The organism is Nitrosomonas communis, from assembly GCF_900114745.1.
GTDB classification, from domain to species: Bacteria; Pseudomonadota; Gammaproteobacteria; order Burkholderiales; family Nitrosomonadaceae; genus Nitrosomonas; species Nitrosomonas communis_A.
Map to the genome: position 1 here is coordinate 13,870 of NZ_FOUB01000041.1, position 18,842 is coordinate 32,711.

17 protein-coding genes are annotated in these 18,842 nt (G+C 46.7%); 11 read left to right on the top strand and 6 right to left on the bottom strand.

Annotated elements, in window-relative coordinates:
* Positions 1 to 23: 23 nt before the first annotated feature.
* From BM122_RS13965 to recA, 4 genes are all read right to left on the bottom strand, one after another.
* Positions 24 to 686: a dioxygenase family protein gene (locus tag BM122_RS13965; RefSeq protein WP_074906130.1), complete on the bottom strand. Its 663-nt coding sequence runs from the start codon at positions 684 to 686 to the stop codon at positions 24 to 26.
* 77 nt (positions 687 to 763) lie between these two features.
* Positions 764 to 3,355 carry an alanine--tRNA ligase gene (gene alaS / locus BM122_RS13970; RefSeq protein WP_074906132.1) on the bottom strand — a complete coding sequence of 864 codons (2,592 nt, stop codon included), beginning with the start codon at positions 3,353 to 3,355 and terminating at the stop codon, positions 764 to 766.
* Positions 3,356 to 3,397: 42 nt separating this feature from the next.
* Positions 3,398 to 3,847 (bottom strand): recombination regulator RecX, encoded by a 450-nt coding sequence (gene recX / locus BM122_RS13975; protein WP_074906134.1) that lies wholly within the window; start codon positions 3,845 to 3,847, stop codon positions 3,398 to 3,400.
* Positions 3,847 to 4,881, bottom strand: coding sequence for a recombinase RecA (gene recA / locus BM122_RS13980; protein WP_074906135.1), 1,035 nt, complete (start codon positions 4,879 to 4,881; stop codon positions 3,847 to 3,849). The genes recX and recA overlap by 1 nt, the downstream gene beginning before the upstream one ends.
* A gap of 209 nt (positions 4,882 to 5,090) precedes the next feature.
* Between recA and adk the strand changes: the two genes are divergently transcribed.
* The 9 genes from adk to BM122_RS14020 all read left to right on the top strand — a co-directional run bounded on the left by adk (position 5,091) and on the right by BM122_RS14020 (position 15,320).
* Positions 5,091 to 5,750 carry an adenylate kinase gene (gene adk, locus BM122_RS13985; protein WP_074906152.1) on the top strand — a complete coding sequence of 220 codons (660 nt, stop codon included), beginning with the start codon at positions 5,091 to 5,093 and terminating at the stop codon, positions 5,748 to 5,750.
* A gap of 113 nt (positions 5,751 to 5,863) precedes the next feature.
* Positions 5,864 to 7,123 carry a 6-phosphofructokinase gene (locus BM122_RS13990; protein WP_074906136.1) on the top strand — a complete coding sequence of 420 codons (1,260 nt, stop codon included), beginning with the start codon at positions 5,864 to 5,866 and terminating at the stop codon, positions 7,121 to 7,123.
* Positions 7,124 to 7,265: 142 nt separating this feature from the next.
* The gene (locus BM122_RS13995; protein WP_074906138.1) at positions 7,266 to 9,323 is read left to right on the top strand and encodes a sodium-translocating pyrophosphatase; all 2,058 of its coding nucleotides are present in this window, start codon (positions 7,266 to 7,268) and stop codon (positions 9,321 to 9,323) included.
* A gap of 354 nt (positions 9,324 to 9,677) precedes the next feature.
* Positions 9,678 to 9,977 carry a hypothetical protein gene (locus BM122_RS14000; RefSeq protein WP_074906139.1) on the top strand — a complete coding sequence of 100 codons (300 nt, stop codon included), beginning with the start codon at positions 9,678 to 9,680 and terminating at the stop codon, positions 9,975 to 9,977.
* 144 nt (positions 9,978 to 10,121) lie between these two features.
* Positions 10,122 to 11,858, top strand: coding sequence for a hypothetical protein (locus BM122_RS14005; protein ID WP_074906142.1), 1,737 nt, complete (start codon positions 10,122 to 10,124; stop codon positions 11,856 to 11,858).
* Between the two features lie 30 nt (positions 11,859 to 11,888).
* Positions 11,889 to 12,977 carry an acetyltransferase domain-containing protein gene (locus BM122_RS14010; protein ID WP_074906143.1) on the top strand — a complete coding sequence of 363 codons (1,089 nt, stop codon included), beginning with the start codon at positions 11,889 to 11,891 and terminating at the stop codon, positions 12,975 to 12,977.
* Positions 12,978 to 13,377: 400 nt separating this feature from the next.
* The gene (locus tag BM122_RS23410) at positions 13,378 to 13,527 is read left to right on the top strand and encodes a hypothetical protein (RefSeq protein WP_177198147.1); all 150 of its coding nucleotides are present in this window, start codon (positions 13,378 to 13,380) and stop codon (positions 13,525 to 13,527) included.
* 520 nt (positions 13,528 to 14,047) lie between these two features.
* A complete protein-coding gene (locus tag BM122_RS14015) occupies positions 14,048 to 14,908 on the top strand; it encodes a DODA-type extradiol aromatic ring-opening family dioxygenase (RefSeq protein ID WP_074906144.1) in 861 nt (286 codons plus the stop codon).
* A 55-nt stretch (positions 14,909 to 14,963) separates the two neighbouring features.
* Positions 14,964 to 15,320 (top strand): hypothetical protein, encoded by a 357-nt coding sequence (locus BM122_RS14020; protein ID WP_143083451.1) that lies wholly within the window; start codon positions 14,964 to 14,966, stop codon positions 15,318 to 15,320.
* A 38-nt stretch (positions 15,321 to 15,358) separates the two neighbouring features.
* Here BM122_RS14020 and BM122_RS14025 read toward each other — a convergent pair whose 3' ends face one another.
* Together BM122_RS14025 and BM122_RS14030 are read right to left on the bottom strand one after the other, a co-directional pair.
* Entirely contained in the window at positions 15,359 to 16,174 is an 816-nt protein-coding gene (locus BM122_RS14025) for an SDR family NAD(P)-dependent oxidoreductase (protein ID WP_074906145.1), read from the bottom strand.
* A 747-nt stretch (positions 16,175 to 16,921) separates the two neighbouring features.
* A complete protein-coding gene (locus tag BM122_RS14030) occupies positions 16,922 to 17,950 on the bottom strand; it encodes a fatty acid desaturase family protein (protein ID WP_074906147.1) in 1,029 nt (342 codons plus the stop codon).
* Between the two features lie 146 nt (positions 17,951 to 18,096).
* On the opposite strand from BM122_RS14030, the gene BM122_RS14035 reads away from it, so the two are divergent.
* Both BM122_RS14035 and BM122_RS14040 read left to right on the top strand, forming a co-directional pair.
* Entirely contained in the window at positions 18,097 to 18,498 is a 402-nt protein-coding gene (locus BM122_RS14035; RefSeq protein ID WP_256212070.1) for a MarR family transcriptional regulator, read from the top strand.
* A gap of 75 nt (positions 18,499 to 18,573) precedes the next feature.
* Positions 18,574 to 18,842, top strand: a 269-nt coding sequence (locus BM122_RS14040; RefSeq protein WP_074906149.1) for an IS630 transposase-related protein, incomplete at its 3' end; no start/stop codon positions are given.

Consider the following 18,842-nt stretch of genomic DNA (forward strand, 5'->3'; position numbering starts at 1 on the left):
TTTTATTCTAATAAAAATATAATTTAAGATTTTCGATTAAGCACGATAGCATACTCATAAACATCCAGCGCTTCTGTTTCTGATGGGCCTCTTTTTCTGGCTATCATCAACAAACGCTCTGAGGGGTTTTTCTGGTTGAGCAATAAATCGGTTTCATTCAGTGCTTCTCCAGGAAAATACATTTGGGTGGTCAATTCCTCGTAGCTCTTTTTAGATATCTTGAAATGAATATGAGGTGGCCGTACCCAGCTTGATGATGCAGGATACGAGCCCGGCATGACTGTTTTAAAACAAAACTCGCCATTCTCATCTGTCAACACTATTGCCCAGCCTTGGAAATTGGGATCCAGTGGCGCAGGATTGGGATCCTGCGGGTGACGGTAGCGTCCCTTTGCATTAGCCTGCCAGATTTCCACCGTAGCCTGGGGCACTGGCTGACCATGATTATCCAGCACACTTCCTGTCACGATAATGTATTTACCTTGCGCCACGCCATCACGGCCTTGAACACGCGTCAAATCAAAATCTTTATCGTCCTGCGAGGTAACCGGATAAAACGGACCTTCTGTTTCAGGAGGAGTAGGCGGCAGCAACGTTTTGGCCACTCCTCCTTTGGGCATGAAGGCTCCTACGACTCCGCCTGTGATCCCCAGCTTAATAAACTTTCTTCTGGATAAGTTTTTCATTTTGCTCTCCTCATACCAGATTAATTTACCTATTAGCCGGTTAAGCTGCTTGAGTCGAGTGACTGCATACTATTTTGCTATAATTTTTGTTCTACCCAACCGGTCACACTTTGTAATGCATCAGGCAGTTTATCTGGCAAAGTACCGCCCGCTTGCGCCATGTCAGCCCGCCCGCCTCCTTTACCTCCTACTTGCTGGGCGACATAATTGATTAATTCTCCCGCCTTGACTTTTGCGGTCAAATCATCGGTGATCCCAGCAATAAGCGTGACTTTTCCAGCTTCTGCCGTTGCCAGAACAACGATGCATGATTTCAATTGATACTTAAAATTATCGAGAGTTTCACGCAGAATCTTGGCATTCGCGCCTTCCAGGCGAGCCGCCAGTATTTTCACTCCCTTGATTTCACGCACTTGGTTACCCAGTTCTCCGCTTTGCAACGTAGCCAGCTTTGATTTCAGTGAGGTCAGCTCTCGTTCCAGCTGCCGGGCATGATCTAGCAGTTGAGTAATTTTCTGACTGACTTCCTGCGGAGATGCTTTGAGGGTATCGCTGATGGCGAGTAATTGCGCCTCGCGCTGCTGAGCATAATCCACAGCAACCTGCCCGGTAACGGCCTCAACACGCCGAATGCCTGCGGCCACACCTGATTCACTGATAATCTTGAAGAAGCCAATATCACCGCTATGGACTACATGGGTGCCACCGCAAAGTTCTGTTGAAAAATCACCCATTGCCACTACGCGCACATCAGCCCCATATTTTTCACCAAACAGCGCCATGGCACCGCGCTTGATCGCATCGTCGTATCTCATCTGCTGCGTGGCCACATTATGATTATGGCGTATTTGCTCATTGACTAGTTGCTCGACTGTACGTAGCTCATTAAACTGCATCGGTGCATGATGAGAAAAATCAAAACGGAGTCGATCGGCATCCACCAGTGAACCTTTCTGCATAACATGGGGACCCAGTACTTTGCGTAATGCCGCATGCAGCAGATGGGTCGCGGAATGATTATTGGCAGTATTGGCACGCGCGACTGGATTGACTTTTGCCAATACTGAATCGCCAACGACCAGGCGGCCGCTGCTTAAAAATCCCTTGTGACCAAACACGTTCGCCTGAATTTTCTGTGTATCAGACACCATAAAAGTACCATTGGCCACCAGCAGTTCACCACAATCACCAACTTGGCCGCCTGACTCTGCATAGAAAGGAGTACGGTCGAGCACGATCACCGCTTCCTCCGCAGCTTCGATAAAATCAACCTGACTGCCTTGCTTGTAGATGGCCAGGATGCTTCCCTCCTGCTGCAGGCTGTCATAGCCATAAAATTCGGTAGGAATACCGTGATATTCGATGCCACCTTGCATAGTGAATTTGCCCGCAGCGCGTGCACGCTCGCGCTGGTCTGTCATGGCTTTCTCGAACCCGGCAAGATCGATATTGATGCCGCGTTCCCGCGCAATATCAGCCGTCAGGTCAACCGGAAAACCAAAGGTATCATACAGCCGGAAAACCGTTTCACCGGCCAGTGTGCCGCTTTGTTCGCGTAAAGCGGCTTCCAGCACCTGCATTCCGTTTTCCAAAGTTTCCGCGAAACGCTCCTCTTCTTGCTTGAGTACGCTGGCTACGCGATTTTTGGCGGCCACGAGTTCAGGATAAGCCTGCCCCATCACTTTGGCCAGATCATCCACCAGCCGATGGAAGAAAGGCGTTTTCTGCTCCAGCCGGTAACCATGTCGAATCGCACGCCGAATAATGCGGCGCAATACATAACCCCGTCCTTCATTACCTGGAATGACGCCATCGGTGATCAGAAAGGCACAGGCACGGATATGGTCAGCGATCACTTTGAGGGAGTTATTGGACAGGTCATGCGTTTGTGTCTCACGTGCCGCCGCTTTGATCAAATCCTGGAACAGATCGATTTCGTAGTTGCTGTGTACTCCCTGCATCACCGCCGAAATCCGCTCTAGCCCCATACCGGTATCGACAGAAGGTTTTGGCAAAGGATGCAACGTACCGCTGGTATCGCGATTGTATTGCATGAAGACCAGATTCCAGATTTCGATATACCGATCCCCGTCAGCATCAACTGAGCCGGGCGGCCCACCAGCCACTTCGGGGCCATGATCATAAAAAATTTCGGAACACGGTCCGCAGGGACCGGTATCGCCCATCTGCCAGAAATTATCCATAGTGGCAATGCGCACAAAGCGCGCAGGATCAATCCCGATCTCGTTCAACCAGATGTCAGCCGCCTCATCATCTTCGGCATAGACGGTCACCCAGAGTTTTTCCCGGGGAATGGACAGTATTTTGGTGAGAAACTCCCACGCGTACTGGATAGCATTACGCTTGAAATAATCACCAAAACTGAAATTGCCCAGCATTTCAAAAAATGTATGATGCCGGGCGGTATAGCCGACATTCTCCAAGTCATTGTGTTTGCCACCCGCCCGTACACAGCGCTGTGAGCTGGCCGCTCGCATATAAGGCCGCTTGTCCAGTCCAAGGAATACATCTTTGAATTGCACCATGCCGGCATTCGTGAATAGCAAGGTCGGATCATTGCCTGGAACGAGCGGACTGGACGCGACAATGGTGTGGCCATGCGACTCGAAGAATTCCAGGAAGTTTTGTCTTATTTCACTGCTTTTCATGTTGGTTCCATTTCTCATACACGTATCAATGAGGGCAAGGCTTTATCCCTCTTCATCCGAGCAAGCCAGAATCTGGCGAATAGTTGCGGCTGAAAACCCTCTTGCTGCCAGAAAGCGCGCCTGTTTACTCCGTTCTTTCAAATTTTCAGGCATCACACCGAATTTCTTGCGCCATATTTCACGCGCAGTCTGTAATTCGGTTGCTTTTAACTCAGACATTGCCGTATCGATCAAATGATCAGCAATGCCTTTTTCTTTTAACTCATGGCGAATGCGCTGCGCACCATATTTGTGCCGGCGACCATGCACTACTTGTTCGACTAGCCGTTCTGCCGAGAGCACCCCTCGTTGTTCCAGTGTATCCAGTACTTCTGATAGCGCCTCGGGTGTCTCAGCATGCCCAGCCAGCTTCTTTTCCAGTTCAAGCCGGGAATATTCACGTCTGGCTAACAGGTGCAGGGCACGGGTCTGTAAGCTTTGCTTGACATTCATCAATCACCGATTTTGTCTTCTGACTGAACGGCTTTAGGCAGTTCAATCAGACCCGCGACAGCTCGGATTTTTTGCTCGATTTCTTTGGCCATTTCCTTATGCTCTTTCAGATAATCGCGCACATTGTCCCTACCTTGACCGATCTTTTCATCATTGTAGGAATACCAGGCACCTGCTTTCTCGATCAATTTATACAATACCCCCAATTCAATGATTTCACTTTCCCGCGAGATGCCTTCCCCATAAAGAATATCGAACTCAGCCTCCTTGAATGGTGGCGCCACCTTGTTCTTGACAACTTTCACCCGAGTTTCATTGCCGATCACTTCTTCGCCCTTTTTGATCGAGCCAGTACGGCGGATATCCAATCGGACCGAGGCATAAAACTTTAAGGCGTTTCCGCCAGTCGTCGTTTCGGGGTTGCCAAATATCACACCGATCTTCATGCGAATCTGATTGATGAAGATGACCATAGTGTTGCTGCGCTTGATATTGGCTGTCAATTTACGCAACGCCTGCGACATCAGTCTTGCTTGTAGCCCCATCTGCGGTTCACCCATCTCACCTTCAATCTCTGCGCGTGGAGTCAAGGCGGCCACTGAATCCACCACGACGATATCGACCGAGCCGGAACGAACCAGCATATCGGTTATTTCGAGTGCTTGCTCGCCATTATCAGGTTGCGAAATCAGCAGATCCTGAATATTGACACCTATTTTTTGAGCATATTGCGGATCCAGCGCGTGCTCAGCATCAATAAAAGCAGCCGTCCCGCCCATTTTTTGCATTTCAGCAATCACTTGCAAAGTCAGCGTGGTTTTACCGGATGATTCAGGGCCATAAATTTCAATGATCCGGCCACGTGGTAATCCACCGACACCTAACGCAATATCCAACCCCAAGGAGCCGGTAGAAACGACTTGAATATCACTCGCCACATCGCTAGCATCCATCCGCATGATGGATCCTTTACCAAACTGCTTTTCAATCTGGGAAAGCGCAGCAGCTAGCGCTTTATTTCTATTTTCGTCCATCTTTTTTTCCTGTTAACAATTCATTGAATTATCGCATATTCAATACCGGAAAAAACAAACTTGCAGTAGCTTATTGCATGATGTATAGAAAGCCTTACGAAAAATCAGCAAAAACTTCAAGTATATGCTTAGCCTGCGATATAATTTGAATTTACTGACATTAAGCTCATTCTTTTATTATATTCTTGGCGATAATAGGGAGAAAAAAGATTAGAATCATTTTGTTAGGTGCCCCAGGAGCGGGTAAAGGCACCCAGGCCAACTATATCAAAGAACATTTCGGTATCCCACAAATCTCGACTGGAGACATGCTTCGCAATGCTGTCAAGGCCGGGACAGAACTCGGCATCATGGCAAAAAAAATCATGGAGTCAGGTGGTCTGGTGCCAGATGACATCATTATCAATCTCGTCAAAGAGCGTATTGCTGAACCTGATTGCGCCAATGGCTTTCTGTTTGATGGCTTTCCCCGCACGATTCCTCAAGCAGAAGCACTAAAAATAACCAATATACAGATTGATTATGTCGTCGAAATCGATGTGGTGGATACCGAAATTATCAAGCGTATGTCCGGTCGCCGGGTACACCCAGCTTCGGGCCGTACCTATCATATCGAATTCAACCCACCCAAAGTCGACGGCAAAGATGATATAACAGGTGAGCCATTGATCCAGCGGGACGATGACCGAGAAGAAACAGTAAGGAAGCGTTTGCAGGTCTACCATGATCAAACTAAATCGCTCATCCAATATTACTCGGACTGGTCCGCCAGTGGAAAACCCGGCGCACCGCGTTATATCAAGGTCGCCGGTATGGGGGATGTGGAAGCCATTCGCCACAGTATCTTCACCTCGCTCACAAATAAATAATTCTAAAAATTCCTAAAAATTTTTTTGATAAGTTAATAAGCTATTGAGCTATTTCTGAAAACATATAAAAAAGATGTGCTAACGTTTTTATCACTCGGGAGAAAAAAAATCATATGGCAATAAAAAATGCATTTTATGCGCAATCTGGCGGTGTAACTGCCGTTATTAATGCCTCTGCGGCGGGCGTTCTGGAAACAGCCCGTGCGCATAGCGACAAAATCGGCAAAGTGTTCGCTGGTCGAAATGGTATCATTGGCGCACTGACGGAGGACTTGATTGATACCAGTGCAGAATCCGCCGAAGCAATCAGAGCATTACGTCATACCCCTTCGGGCGCCTTTGGTTCCTGCCGTTATAAACTGAAAAGCCTGGAACAGAACCGGCGCGAATATGAACGTCTGATTGAAGTGTTTAAGGCACACGATATTGGTTATTTTTTTTATAATGGCGGTGGAGATTCAGCAGATACCTGTCTGAAAGTATCACAGCTCTCAGATACACTCGGCTATCCTCTCCAAGCTATTCATGTTCCGAAAACAGTCGATAATGATTTGCCCATTACCGATTGCTGCCCCGGGTTTGGTTCGGTCGCAAAATATATTGCGGTATCGACACGCGAAGCCAGTTTTGACGTAGCTAGCATGGCTAAAACCTCTACCAAAGTATTCGTACTGGAAGTCATGGGTCGTCACGCCGGATGGATTGCGGCTGCTGGCGGATTGGCTTCAAGTAAAGACTGCGAAATACCTATCGTGATCCTGTTTCCAGAAATCACTTTTGATAAAGAAAAATTTCTCGCTAAAGTCGATAGCTATGTCAAGCAATTTGGCTATTGCTCGGTAGTGGTATCAGAAGGTGTCAAGGGTTCGGATGGCAAGTTCCTTTCTGATCAGGGATTACGCGATGCGTTTGGTCATGCGCAGCTAGGTGGCGTCGCTCCGGTAGTGGCCAATATTATCAAAGATGGTCTTGGTCTGAAGTACCACTGGGGGGTAGCTGATTATCTACAGCGTGCCGCACGGCATATTGCCTCCAAAGCTGATGTGGAGCAAGCCTATGCGATGGGTAAAGCAGCCGTCGAATATGCGCTCGCAGGGCATAACTCAGTCATGCCAACCATTGAACGTATCTCCAACACGCCTTATAGCTGGAAAGTCGGTATGGCTGAATTATCAAGCGTTGCTAATGTAGAGAAAATGATGCCTGCAGACTTTATTACTGAGGATGGTTTTGGCATTACAGAAAAATGTCGTGAATATCTCTCGCCATTAATAGATGGAGAAGATTATCCTCCTTATAAGAATGGATTGCCCGATTATGTCCGGTTGCAGAACATCGGAGTCAGTAAGAAATTGGGCGAATTCAAGCTTTAGTCTCATACAGTTACATTCTGACGGCAAGACGTATAAAATAGGCGCTCTTGCTGTTTCTGGTTCAAATTAGATGATTGATGCGAAATTTCCAGACCAAATTTCGCATGTTTTTCAGGTGGTCTGGCTTTAATTGGAGTTCTTTATGGCAAACGGTTTAACGATCGCAATTATCAGCGCGATTCTTGCCCTGGTTTTCAGTGGCATTTGGATCCGGCGTATCTATGCTCAGTCTCCCGGCAATGCACGTATGCAGGAAATCGCTGCTGCCGTACAAGAAGGTGCGTCGGCTTATCTCAAGCGCCAATACATGACAATCGGTATGGTTGGTGTGCTTTTATTTCTTGCCATAGGCGTGGCACTTTCATGGAGCACAGCCTTTGGTTTTGCCTTAGGCGCAGTGCTTTCTGGCGTCGCTGGTTTCATGGGTATGACCGTATCGGTACAATCCAATGTACGCACGGCCGAAGCGGCACGTACCGGTCTGAATCAAGCATTGGAAATTGCCTTCCGCGGCGGTGCCGTTACTGGCATGCTGGTGGTAGGACTTGGATTATTGGGAGTAGCAGGGTATTGCGCACTGCTATACAGTGATTCAACTGCTGATCAGGCTATGAGCGATATCATTCATCCGCTGGTTGGTTTTGCCTTTGGTGGTTCGCTGATTTCCATTTTCGCACGTCTGGGTGGAGGTATTTTCACAAAAGGTGCAGACGTTGGCGCAGACTTGGTAGGCAAGGTCGAAGCGGGTATTCCTGAAGATGATCCACGCAATCCGGCAGTCATTGCGGACAACGTAGGGGATAATGTGGGTGATTGTGCCGGGATGGCAGCCGATTTGTTTGAAACCTATGCCGTTACCATCATCGCGACCATGATACTGGGTTCTTTGTTGTTCACGTCGGACGCTGCTAATGCTGTTGTTTATCCATTGATGCTGGGTGCGGTCTCGATCGTCGCTTCTATCATAGGTTGCTACTATGTCAAAATGCGTGAAGGCGGCAAAATCATGAATGCGCTTTACCGCGGCCTGGCTGTTGCAGGCGGCATTGCGTTTTTCGCTTATCTGCCCGTCACTGTCTGGTTTATGGGTGGTCTGTCATTAAACCTGGATGGGATTGATATCGCTGGCGGTGAACTGGTTATGCGCTTGTTTATTTGTGCGGCGATCGGGTTGATCCTGACTGGATTGATGGTCATCATCACCGAGTATTACACCTCGACCGAATATCCACCTGTTCAGCATATCGCTAACGCATCAACGACAGGACATGGCACCAATATTATCGCGGGTCTGGGCGTATCCATGCGTGCTACGGCTGCACCTGTGCTGGCAGTGTGTGCGAGTATCCTGATTGCCTATTCGCTGGCAGGACTGTATGGGATTGCCATTGCAGCTACCGCCATGCTGTCCATGACCGGTATTATTGTGGCACTGGATGCCTATGGCCCCATCACTGACAATGCAGGGGGTATTGCTGAAATGTCCGGCATGCCCGAGTCCGTGCGTGCGATTACTGATCCACTCGATGCGGTGGGTAACACCACCAAAGCTGTAACCAAAGGTTATGCCATTGGTTCTGCAGGGTTAGCTGCACTCGTACTGTTTGCTGATTATACCTACGGTCTGGAGCATGCTAATAAGTTGCTCACTTTTGATTTGTCTAATCACCTGGTCATTATCGGTCTGTTCATTGGTGGTATGGTACCTTACTTGTTTGGTGCCATGTCGATGGAAGCCGTTGGGCGTGCCGCAGGTTCTGTCGTCATTGAAGTGCGCCGTCAATTCAGAGAAATTCCCGGTATCATGGAAGGAACAGGTAAACCAGATTATTCGCGTGCGGTTGACATGCTGACCAAAGCAGCCATTAAAGAAATGATCGCACCCTCGTTGCTGCCAGTTCTGATTCCTTTGTTAGTGGGCATAATCCTAGGCCCACAAGCACTGGGTGGTGTATTGATGGGCTCTATCATTACCGGTCTGTTCGTGGCTATTTCCATGACAACAGGTGGTGGTGCATGGGATAATGCGAAAAAATACATTGAAGATGGTAACTATGGCGGTAAAGGAAGTGAAGCGCACAAATCAGCGGTTACCGGTGATACTGTTGGCGATCCGTACAAAGATACGGCTGGCCCAGCTATCAACCCACTTATTAAAATTATCAATATCGTAGCATTGCTGATTATTCCTTTGCTGTAGTACTTGCGGTAACAATGTAATAATTATTATTGCAAAAGCCCATCAGCTAAGCTGATGGGCTTTTTTTATAGCTATGACTGCATTGTCATCATCTATTCCATTTCTAAATCAAAACTGACTTTGTCGGCTTCACCTTGCCGTATTATTGATACTGTCTACGGCTCGCCTTCGCGCCATTTTTGATTTGGAAATGGAATTATCATTGCTTTCTCTTACTACTTTACGTAGGATTGATCGTGAGTGCCTCTGAGCAAATTAGTTGCTATCCGCTCACTAACAGCCACTCGTGTTGACAGTCTTTATCAGAAACTCTATGTAACTGTTTGTATTAACAACATTCACAGGAGAATCAAGATGAATATTAAAGCACGTACACTTATAACCGCGATTGCCCTTACCGCTTTTGTCACACCCATCTTCGCTCAAAAATATGAAGCAGAGGTCAAGCTATACCAGCTTCCAGAACCTGTTCAACAAACGATTATTGCAAACTTACAAGGTGGGGAAGCTGAGAAAATTGAACAGGAAATAATGAATTCAGTCACTACCTATGACGTTCATGTTAAAACAAGGGACTGGCGTACTTTTAACATGCAAGTCGATGAAAATGGCAGACTGGTTTTAGATGAAAAAGCTCGTTCCTTATCCTATTGAAAAAAGCTCCAAGAGCGGGTTCCTTCTGGTCTGACTCATGGTCAGTTAGACCAGATCCCATCATTCGGCTCTACCTAGTTCTATTACAAAATCAATGTTAATGATAAAGTAGGATCACCTGCTGTATAGACAAAGAGGGCAATTATGATAGACAAGATGCTTCGTTTCCTGAGCTGGAGTTTCCTGATTACCGTTACTATCTCGTTAAGCGCACAGGCTCAGATAAATTTAGTACAGGCAACAAATCAACCCACCTCGGTTCATAAGCATGCACACAGGCCACAAGCCAATCATTCGGGAGCAGCTGATCAGCTCGTGCCCGAGCTGCTAAATCTTGGCCCCCATACTTTTCCCGTAAGTACCGATAACCCGCAGGCGCAATTATTCATGAATCAAGGGTTGAATCTGGCTTATGGATTCAATCATGCCGAAGCAGGCCGTGCCTTCAGCGAAGCAGCGCGCCTCGATCTTACTTTGGCAATGGCTTATTGGGGTCAGGCGCTCGTACTAGGACCCAATATTAATATGATGATGGAACCACAAAAAGAGCAAGAGGCGTATGAGCTTGTTCAAAAGGCGGTTTCGCTGATGGCAACCGCAACACCGAGAGAACAGGCACTGATTCGTGCGCTGGAAAAACGTTATACGGGTAAAGCAGAAGATCGTAGCGCGAATAATCAGGCTTATGCAGCAGCCATGCGGTCAGCACACCAACACTTTCCGGATGATCTCGATATCGCCATACTTTATGTCGAATCGATGATGGATGTTCGGCCGTGGGGCTACTGGATGCCAGACGGGCAGCCCTATGAAGGCACCACCGAAGTTGTCGCGATCACGGAAGAAGTCATGCGTAAAAATCCAAAGCATCCCGGCGCTTTGCATATGTACATTCATCTCATGGAATCCACCTGTACCCCCGAGCGCGCGGAAAAAGCAGCGGATACATTATTGACGCTCATGCCAGATGCAGGCCATACAGTCCATATGGCTTCGCATATTTATCAGCGGGTCGGGCGCTATGCAGACTCGATGAAAAGCAATCAACTCGCTATTGCCGCAGATGAAGACTATCTTGCACAATCCCAAGCGCAAGGGATCTATCCGATTGGGTATTATCCGCACAACATCCACTTTCTCTGGTTTGCAGCAACATTGGATGGACAAAGCAAGATTGCGCTCGACGCAGCCCGCAAAGCTTCAGCTCAGATCAGCGATACCACACTGAATGAATTACCCATCACAGTGATATTCCGTGTCATTCCGTATTGGTCACTGGCGCGATTTGGTCGCTGGCAAGAGGTGCTCAAAGAACCAGCCCCCCCTGCAACCAATGCATTCTTGACAGGTAGCTGGCACTATGTGCGTGGTCTCGCATTTGTGGCGACAGGCCAACTGCAGCAAGCGGAGCAAGAGCTCGCATCACTCGACAAAATCATGCAGGAACCAGGCTGGGATACGCCGTTATTCTCACAGAATACTGCCCGTAGCGTACTCGCTATCGGGCCAAAGGTATTGGCCGGCGAAATCGCTGCCGCTCAAGGAAGATTTGACGAAGCGATTGCGCTTCTGGACCGTGCGGTCCGCCTGGAAGATGGCCTGGTTTATACTGAGCCTGCCGAATGGCATTTTCCGCCACGACTAGCGCTGGGGGCCATTCTGCTCGAAGCGGGGCAGGCAGACGAAGCAGAAACGGTATATTGGGAAGACTTGCGTCGCAATCGCAACAATGGCTGGGCATTGTACGGTTTGATGCAAGCGTTGCGCGCTCAGCAAAAAAATGATCAGGCAGCACTCATCGAGGCGCGCTTCAAGAAGGCATGGCAGCGCGCTGACATTACGCTTAATGCTTCTCGTTTTGGGCGGCAACCTGAAAGCTGAAAAGCGAGTCTAGCTACTTGGTAGAACCACATGGGTCGCATTGCAGCAATCGACTGGATGCGCGGCATTGTCATGATATTGATGACACTGGATCACGCATCAGCATTTTTTAACCAAGGGCGTGTTGCAAACGATACCATTGTAATGCATGTGGTTGGATCAAGTTTTGTTGCCGAGCAATTCTTTACACGCTGGATAACGCATCTGAGCGCACCCACCTTTGTGTTTCTGACGGGAACAGCGATGGCACTTAGTATCGTGCAGAGGCGTGAAAAAGGTTTTGGCAGCAAGGCTATTGATCGTGATCTGCTCATTCGCGGCGCATTCATTGCGCTGTTGGATATAGTAGTATTTTCATTCTTAAATGGGAAGTTATATCTGCAAGTACTGTATGCGATCGGCGTCAGCATGATGCTAACGGCGCTGCTCTATCGTCTGGGTAGGCGCGTTTTATTGATCAGCGCGCTGATTCTGCTCATAGGCGGGGAAGCATTCACTGTCTTGTTCTGGCAGCCGCATGAGCAGGTACCGCTGTGGCTGGCGCTAACCTTTGCCCCTTGGTTCAGCGAATCATTTACCGTGCTTTACCCGGCGATTCCATGGCTAGCCATCATGATGCTGGGATGGGTATTTGGCGACTGGCTGACAGCTCGTCAGAAAAACAGTTGGCCAGTTGCGCGTGTGTTGCTGGCAGGTGGTCTGCTAGCTTTGATCTGCTTCTTGCTTGTGCGTGGCGTCAATGACTATGGCAATATGTTGCTGTACCGCGAAGACCATTCGGTTATTCAGTGGCTGCATGTCAGCAAATATCCACCGAGCATTAGCTATATTTCGCTGGAGCTAGGATTGATGATGATCATACTAGCCATCTTGCTGTGGTTACAGCCGAAAATAAGCGTTGGCCAATATGGCCCTATTCTAGTATTTGGCCAAACGGCCCTTTTTTTCTACCTTGCCCATTTTGCCGTGCTGGCTCTACTGACCCTGCTTCTGGAGCGTGCTGGACTTGGGCAAGCTTTTCTTGCTGCTGCCCTGACCCTGGGGTTACTTTACCCAATTTGCTGTGCTTATCGAGCTTTGAAATGGCGGTATCCAGAAAGTATTCTGCGCTTTATTTAAGCCTTATTCCATTTATAAATCAAAAATGACGCGAAGGCGAACCGCAAACAGTATAAATAATGCGGCAAGGTGAAGCCGACAATGTCATTTTTGATTTAGAAATGGAATAAGAATCGCTTGTAGATTAAACGATGCTCAATTTAGGCAATATATTTGATCTGAATCCAGCTCAGATTTAGCCAGAAATCATAACTCTTTTACGAAAGTGGAAAAATTAGACTGAGATTGAGTAGAACACATTCATATAACTCTGTGCAATGTCATCTTTCTTGACAATATGTTTTAACTATGTTAATCATATTAACAGCCTTTTCATTAATGAAAAAGCTTGTGGTGTTTTATATTTTAGAAGATCTATTTTATTTTATATTTTTTCTATGCTTATATAGGAGACTACAAAATGAAACTTTCACTTATATTAGCTGTACTCTTAGCCGCGTCTTCCTTAACTGCTTGCATGGAACCAAAACCAGGGCAGTATCCGCCAAGCATGATGATGGAACGTGAGTCTATGCCGGACAAAGCTGATGAGAAACAATCAAAAGGCTAGCGCTAAATATACTAAACACAACAATTCCAATATAGAACAAATATGATGATTAAAATATTTTAACCGCCCGCTTAGGGCGGTTTTTTCTTATTGATCTCTTTTATTCCATTTCCAAATCAAAAATAACGCGAAGGCGAGCCGTAGACAATATAAATAATACGGCAAGGTGAAGCCGACAATGTCAGTTTTGATGTAGAAATAGAATTAATTAAAGCTAGAATTTGATGCCGTTATTATCATAATCAGATCCACAAATACTGTCCACATTCCCAGTTCTCAGCAATAATTTTATAAGCTATAGAAATAAATTACCCATTCTAGTTAACTCTTTCGGAATAGACGCTTTTTTATGCCAACAGACAAAAATTGTATGCAGAGGCATTATTGCCCACTTGTTTAGCGTCCATTAACATTATCTTGCAATAAAAGTAATTGGTTTGATCTGTTGCTGATGAAATAATGTAGCACCGCAACTCATTAGCCAGGCTTGCTTTCGCATTTTTACCACCAGGAATTTTATATGGTCAGCCCAGCATCCGAAACACTTTCACCGGTTTTGTATTTACCACATGGTGGTGGGCCTTTGCCTATTCTAGGTGATAAAGCACATGAGAAGATGATTTCTTTTCTGAAAGAGATCACCAGCAAACTGGGTACGCCGTCATCGATTCTAGTTATTAGCGCTCACTGGGAAGAAGAGATAGCGGCAATAACAAGTGGCAGTCATCCTGAAATAATCTACGATTACTACGGGTTTCCTGCTGAAGCTTATCAAATTCAATACGCTGCACCTGGCCACCCACAGCTAGCCAAAGAACTATTTGAACTGATCACAGCAAGTGGCATTCCGGCAAGACTTGATGAACAGCGAGGGTTTGATCATGGTTTATTTGTGCCGCTCAAGCTGATGTATCCGGAGGCACAGATACCCTGTCTCCAGTTATCGCTGCTCAAGAATTTAGACCCTCGCATGCATATTGCGCTAGGAAAAGCCATCACGTCTTTACGAAAGAAAAACATCTTGATTATTGGTTCAGGTATGTCATTTCATAATTTAAAAGTATTTTTCTCGCGAGAAATTGATAGCAGCAAAGAAAACGATGAGTTTGATAGCTGGTTAATTGAAACGTGCACCAGCCAGGCTCTTTCACCTGAAAAGCGCGAACAGCGATTGATTGAGAGGGAAAAAGCGCCGTCTGCTCGATTTTGTCACCCAAGAGAAGATCATCTATTGCCATTACATGTTCGCTACGGTATCGCTTGTGCTGATACGCCAATAGCCGAAGTGGTGTTTAATCAGGAAATCATGGGTAATTCCATTTTTAAATCAAAAATGACGCAAAGGCAAACCGCAGACAGTATAAATAATACGGCAAGGTGAAGCCGACAAAGTCAGTTTTGATTTAGAAATGGAATAAAAGGGTTACAAGCTTACTGTGGCTATAGAAAAGAAAATTTGGGTTGTGGTGATATATCTGCTGGGATTAGTTGTGTACCCTCAGGCTGATGCACAAGCAGGGCCAAGCGAAACCCGCGGCGAACTGCTTTATTTGACGCATTGTATTCATTGCCACAATACTAAAATTCATTGGCGTGAAAAGAAAATAGCCGCAGATTGGCGTGCCTTGAAGGCAGAGGTGGCGCGCTGGCAGAGCAACATGCGTCTTGGCTGGAATGAGGGTGAAATCAAAGACGTCGCTCATTATCTGAACGCAGTTTATTATCATTTTCCAGTTACCGAGCATGAAGATCTAACTGAATCTGATCAGATTGATCCTGTTCTTTCACGCTAAAAAAGCTTGAATGCTTGAATATTGCCGCATAGAGCTATTCAGATTCTCATCTTCAGGCGGACTGCCCAGTCAAAAATACGGCCACCCAGCAACCATCTTGATACCACCGCAGTTTTGGAATCTGCAGGGAGCGCATGCCGTATAGGAGGAAACGATGCGGTAGCCGCATCGAGGACAGCCTTTGCAATAATTCCCGGCCCCGGGGCTTGAGGTTCGCCAGCCAGAAGCCGGGGGAGCGAGGTAAGCAATTTTAGATAAGCAGGCGGATGGGCAACCGTTTTGAGCAATTTAAGCTCCTTGGCAGCAAATTCGGTTTTGATCAGGCCGGGGGCAATAAGTACCACCTTGATACCAAATTTGATGACTTCGCCACGCAAGGTTTCCGATAATGCTTCTACGGCATGCTTGGAAGCCGCATACCAGCCGAAACCTGGAATGGAGATTTTGCCCAGAATTGAGGTGATATTGATGATGCAGCCGGACTTCTGCGCGCGCATATGGGGCATGACTGCCTGAATAAAACGGGCATAGCCGAAAACATTGACTTCAAATTGCTGATGGGCCGCTTCCATGGAAACGCATTCGATCGCACCCATCTGACCATAGCCCGCATTGTTCACGAGCAAATCAATTCTGCCTTTGCTTGCTATGGCGTGGTTGACCGCCTCTTGGATAGCTTCGGCATCGGTCACATCTAGACAGATGGGTTCGATGTTATCCGAACGGATCTGTTCCAGCCTGTAACTGCGCCGCGCCATAGCAAATACGTAATAGTCATTCTTGGCAAGAAGCTCAGCCGTCGCTCTTCCAATTCCGCTGGATGCGCCAGTGACCAATGCAACGCGTTGTGTCATGATTTGATGTAATGGGGTAAAGCTTGAAAAAATAACGGGTTAATAAGCAAAAAGCAATCAAAAACTCATCAAACTCCACGATTTATTATAAATTTTGACGTGTGTAGCTGCTCTCGTGGAAAAAAATAAGTAAGGGCTGTATTTGCGATACATTACATCAGGATCTATTGGTTGAAGTGCGTAAACTTGCCTCTGAAGGAAATTTGATTATGGGAATAGAATTGAATGATATATCTGAGCCACTGTCGTGCCAACAATTTGAATTTACTTCGCAAAACCAAGGGTTTAAAAACAACTGCCGGAAGTCGCCACAGCACTAGCTAACTTGCTGCAGTAGATCGGTAACAAAAATCAGATCCTGATGGGAAAGCTAACCATAAGCTCAACAACAGAGAAGCAAAGGCTGAGCTCAATGAGCAGCTTGCAAATATCATCTATTCGGTATTTCCTAGTTATACGCGGGGTCAAAGGCTGCACACGTTTCCGTGGTATTTGAAAGGCATGTCAGCGTCTGAAAGCATGGGAAGATAGTGTGAACTGACGAAAACCTTGATGAACTCCACTGTTCTCAAGAGGACAGGCTAATAACGTGTGGCTGATGCAGGCCACACATTATGCTCAAGCCTACCGCCAGCAATCAGCATGCTTGCTGCACGCATGCCCTCGGCCATCAAAGCAGTACTTCCCCATACGCAAAAACTAGGTTTTCTTGCATAATACCTCGGCAGGCACGCTGGCACCATTTGGTTAGAAGGAACTCAGGAAAGATACGCCGTTAGCTCCTACCGCAGAGCCGTCCTGAAGGCGTTGTGCAAACCGGTTACTTTGCGTTTCACTATCATCACCCATCACGCGCGCTACCCTGTTCTTATGGAAGCTCAATAGTTGTTTGCGAAACGGAATAACAAAAATTGCTTCGTTGCCATACAGCGACTTATGTAATTTTGGCAAATCATACCAAGGCGTGGTAGGCTTCGTGTGATGTGCATTGTGATAGCCAAAGTTAAGTGTAAGAAGGTTTAACCAGGCGTGATTGATTGAAATCGGATTACTAAAAGTGTGAGACTGCTCATAGTTCCGGTCGCCTTTGTGCTTTATCAGATTGAAGTTGCTATCCGCTTCTACAATAAATTCATAATTGTGCTGAAGCGCATCCATGAAGCGCAAAACCGTCAAAAAGATGGCATAGGCCAGGAGATAACAGGCATAAGCAATAGGCGAGTATAGGAATAATCCCAGTAGCAGACTGAATCGGACCATGATTATGCCAATTACCCGAAGCTGTTGATCCTCTTTTTCCTTAAAAAGGAAGGGAGCGAAAATGAGAACAGCGTGCATAAGGAACTCTACAGCTGGTACGTATAACCATTCCAATGACTTCACAATTTTGAATTGAATCGGATGACGTGCAAGATAGCTCCGGTAGTCGAATGTCACGGCATCGACATTATTTATGTGATGTTTCATATGATTCGCACGCAAATCATCATACGTGCCATAGCAGCCGCCGGTAAGCCAATTTAATGCGCTTCCCAACCACGCATTGTGATGCGATGATTTAAATACGGCATTGTGCCCGCATTCGTGAATCATGTAGGCGGCGATGACCATGCCATGAGCCATTGCGAGCGTGCCGATTGTCATGAGCACCGGATTCAGCGACAAGATTAATGCGATCCCGGCAAAATAAGTTAGCTGGCAATAAAGCAATGCTGAGATAGTTGGAAGTAGGCCGCCCTTATAACGAAACCAGCTTTTTTCGAATGTGTTAATCATGGCTTAGTTCTCCTTTTGCAGATGCTTTTTATCCGACATGAATGCGGTAATTATACATGCAAAATTACATGCAATAAAGCTGTATAATATTTCTGATACTTCAAATGCAAATACTGCAAACGCCAGAGAAAAGGGTATGAAGAAAAATGGTGAAACCTGAGAAGCAGACAAACGCAAGACGACGCCAAGTCATTCAATTACTTAACAGTACGGATCAATATTGGATGGATGCCCTCGGGGACAAGCTCTTCCACGATTTAAACTACTATGACCTTTTTACACAAATGTGGCTAAGGCTCGATGATACTTTTCATAAATCTGAGCTGTATCAGTTGATGCCAAACATCAGCCAGCGTACCGCCATCAAATATGTTCAGATTGCAATCGATCACGGCTTACTCATTGAACATATGAACCCGGATGATCTCCGTTCCAGACGGATTACGATGTCCGCCGATCTGGTGCAAAAAATTGAGCTTTTCCTGGATTATTCCATTTCAGTCTTTGAGACATTTCCTGCGCCAGCATCTCAACAAGGCGACACATAAGCAGATGAAGCTGTGCCAATAGCGTAATGATGTTCAGATATAGCACAACCAGATAATTTTGATTATAATTTAAAGATGGCATATTCACTGGATTTCCGCCGTAAAGTCCTGTCTGTCAGAGAGAAAAAAGGACTTACGATAGCCGAGGTGGCGGCCCGGTTTGATGTTGGCGTGGCGAGCGTGACGCGTTGGGTTAAGAACATCCATCGTAAACCTCAAGGGTTTCGCCAACGCAAGATTGATCTTGATGTGTTGCGGCAGGATATTCGCGATTATCCTGATGCTTATCAGTACGAGCGGGCAAAACGTTTGGGTGTGGCGCAAAACGCTATTTTTCTGGCGCT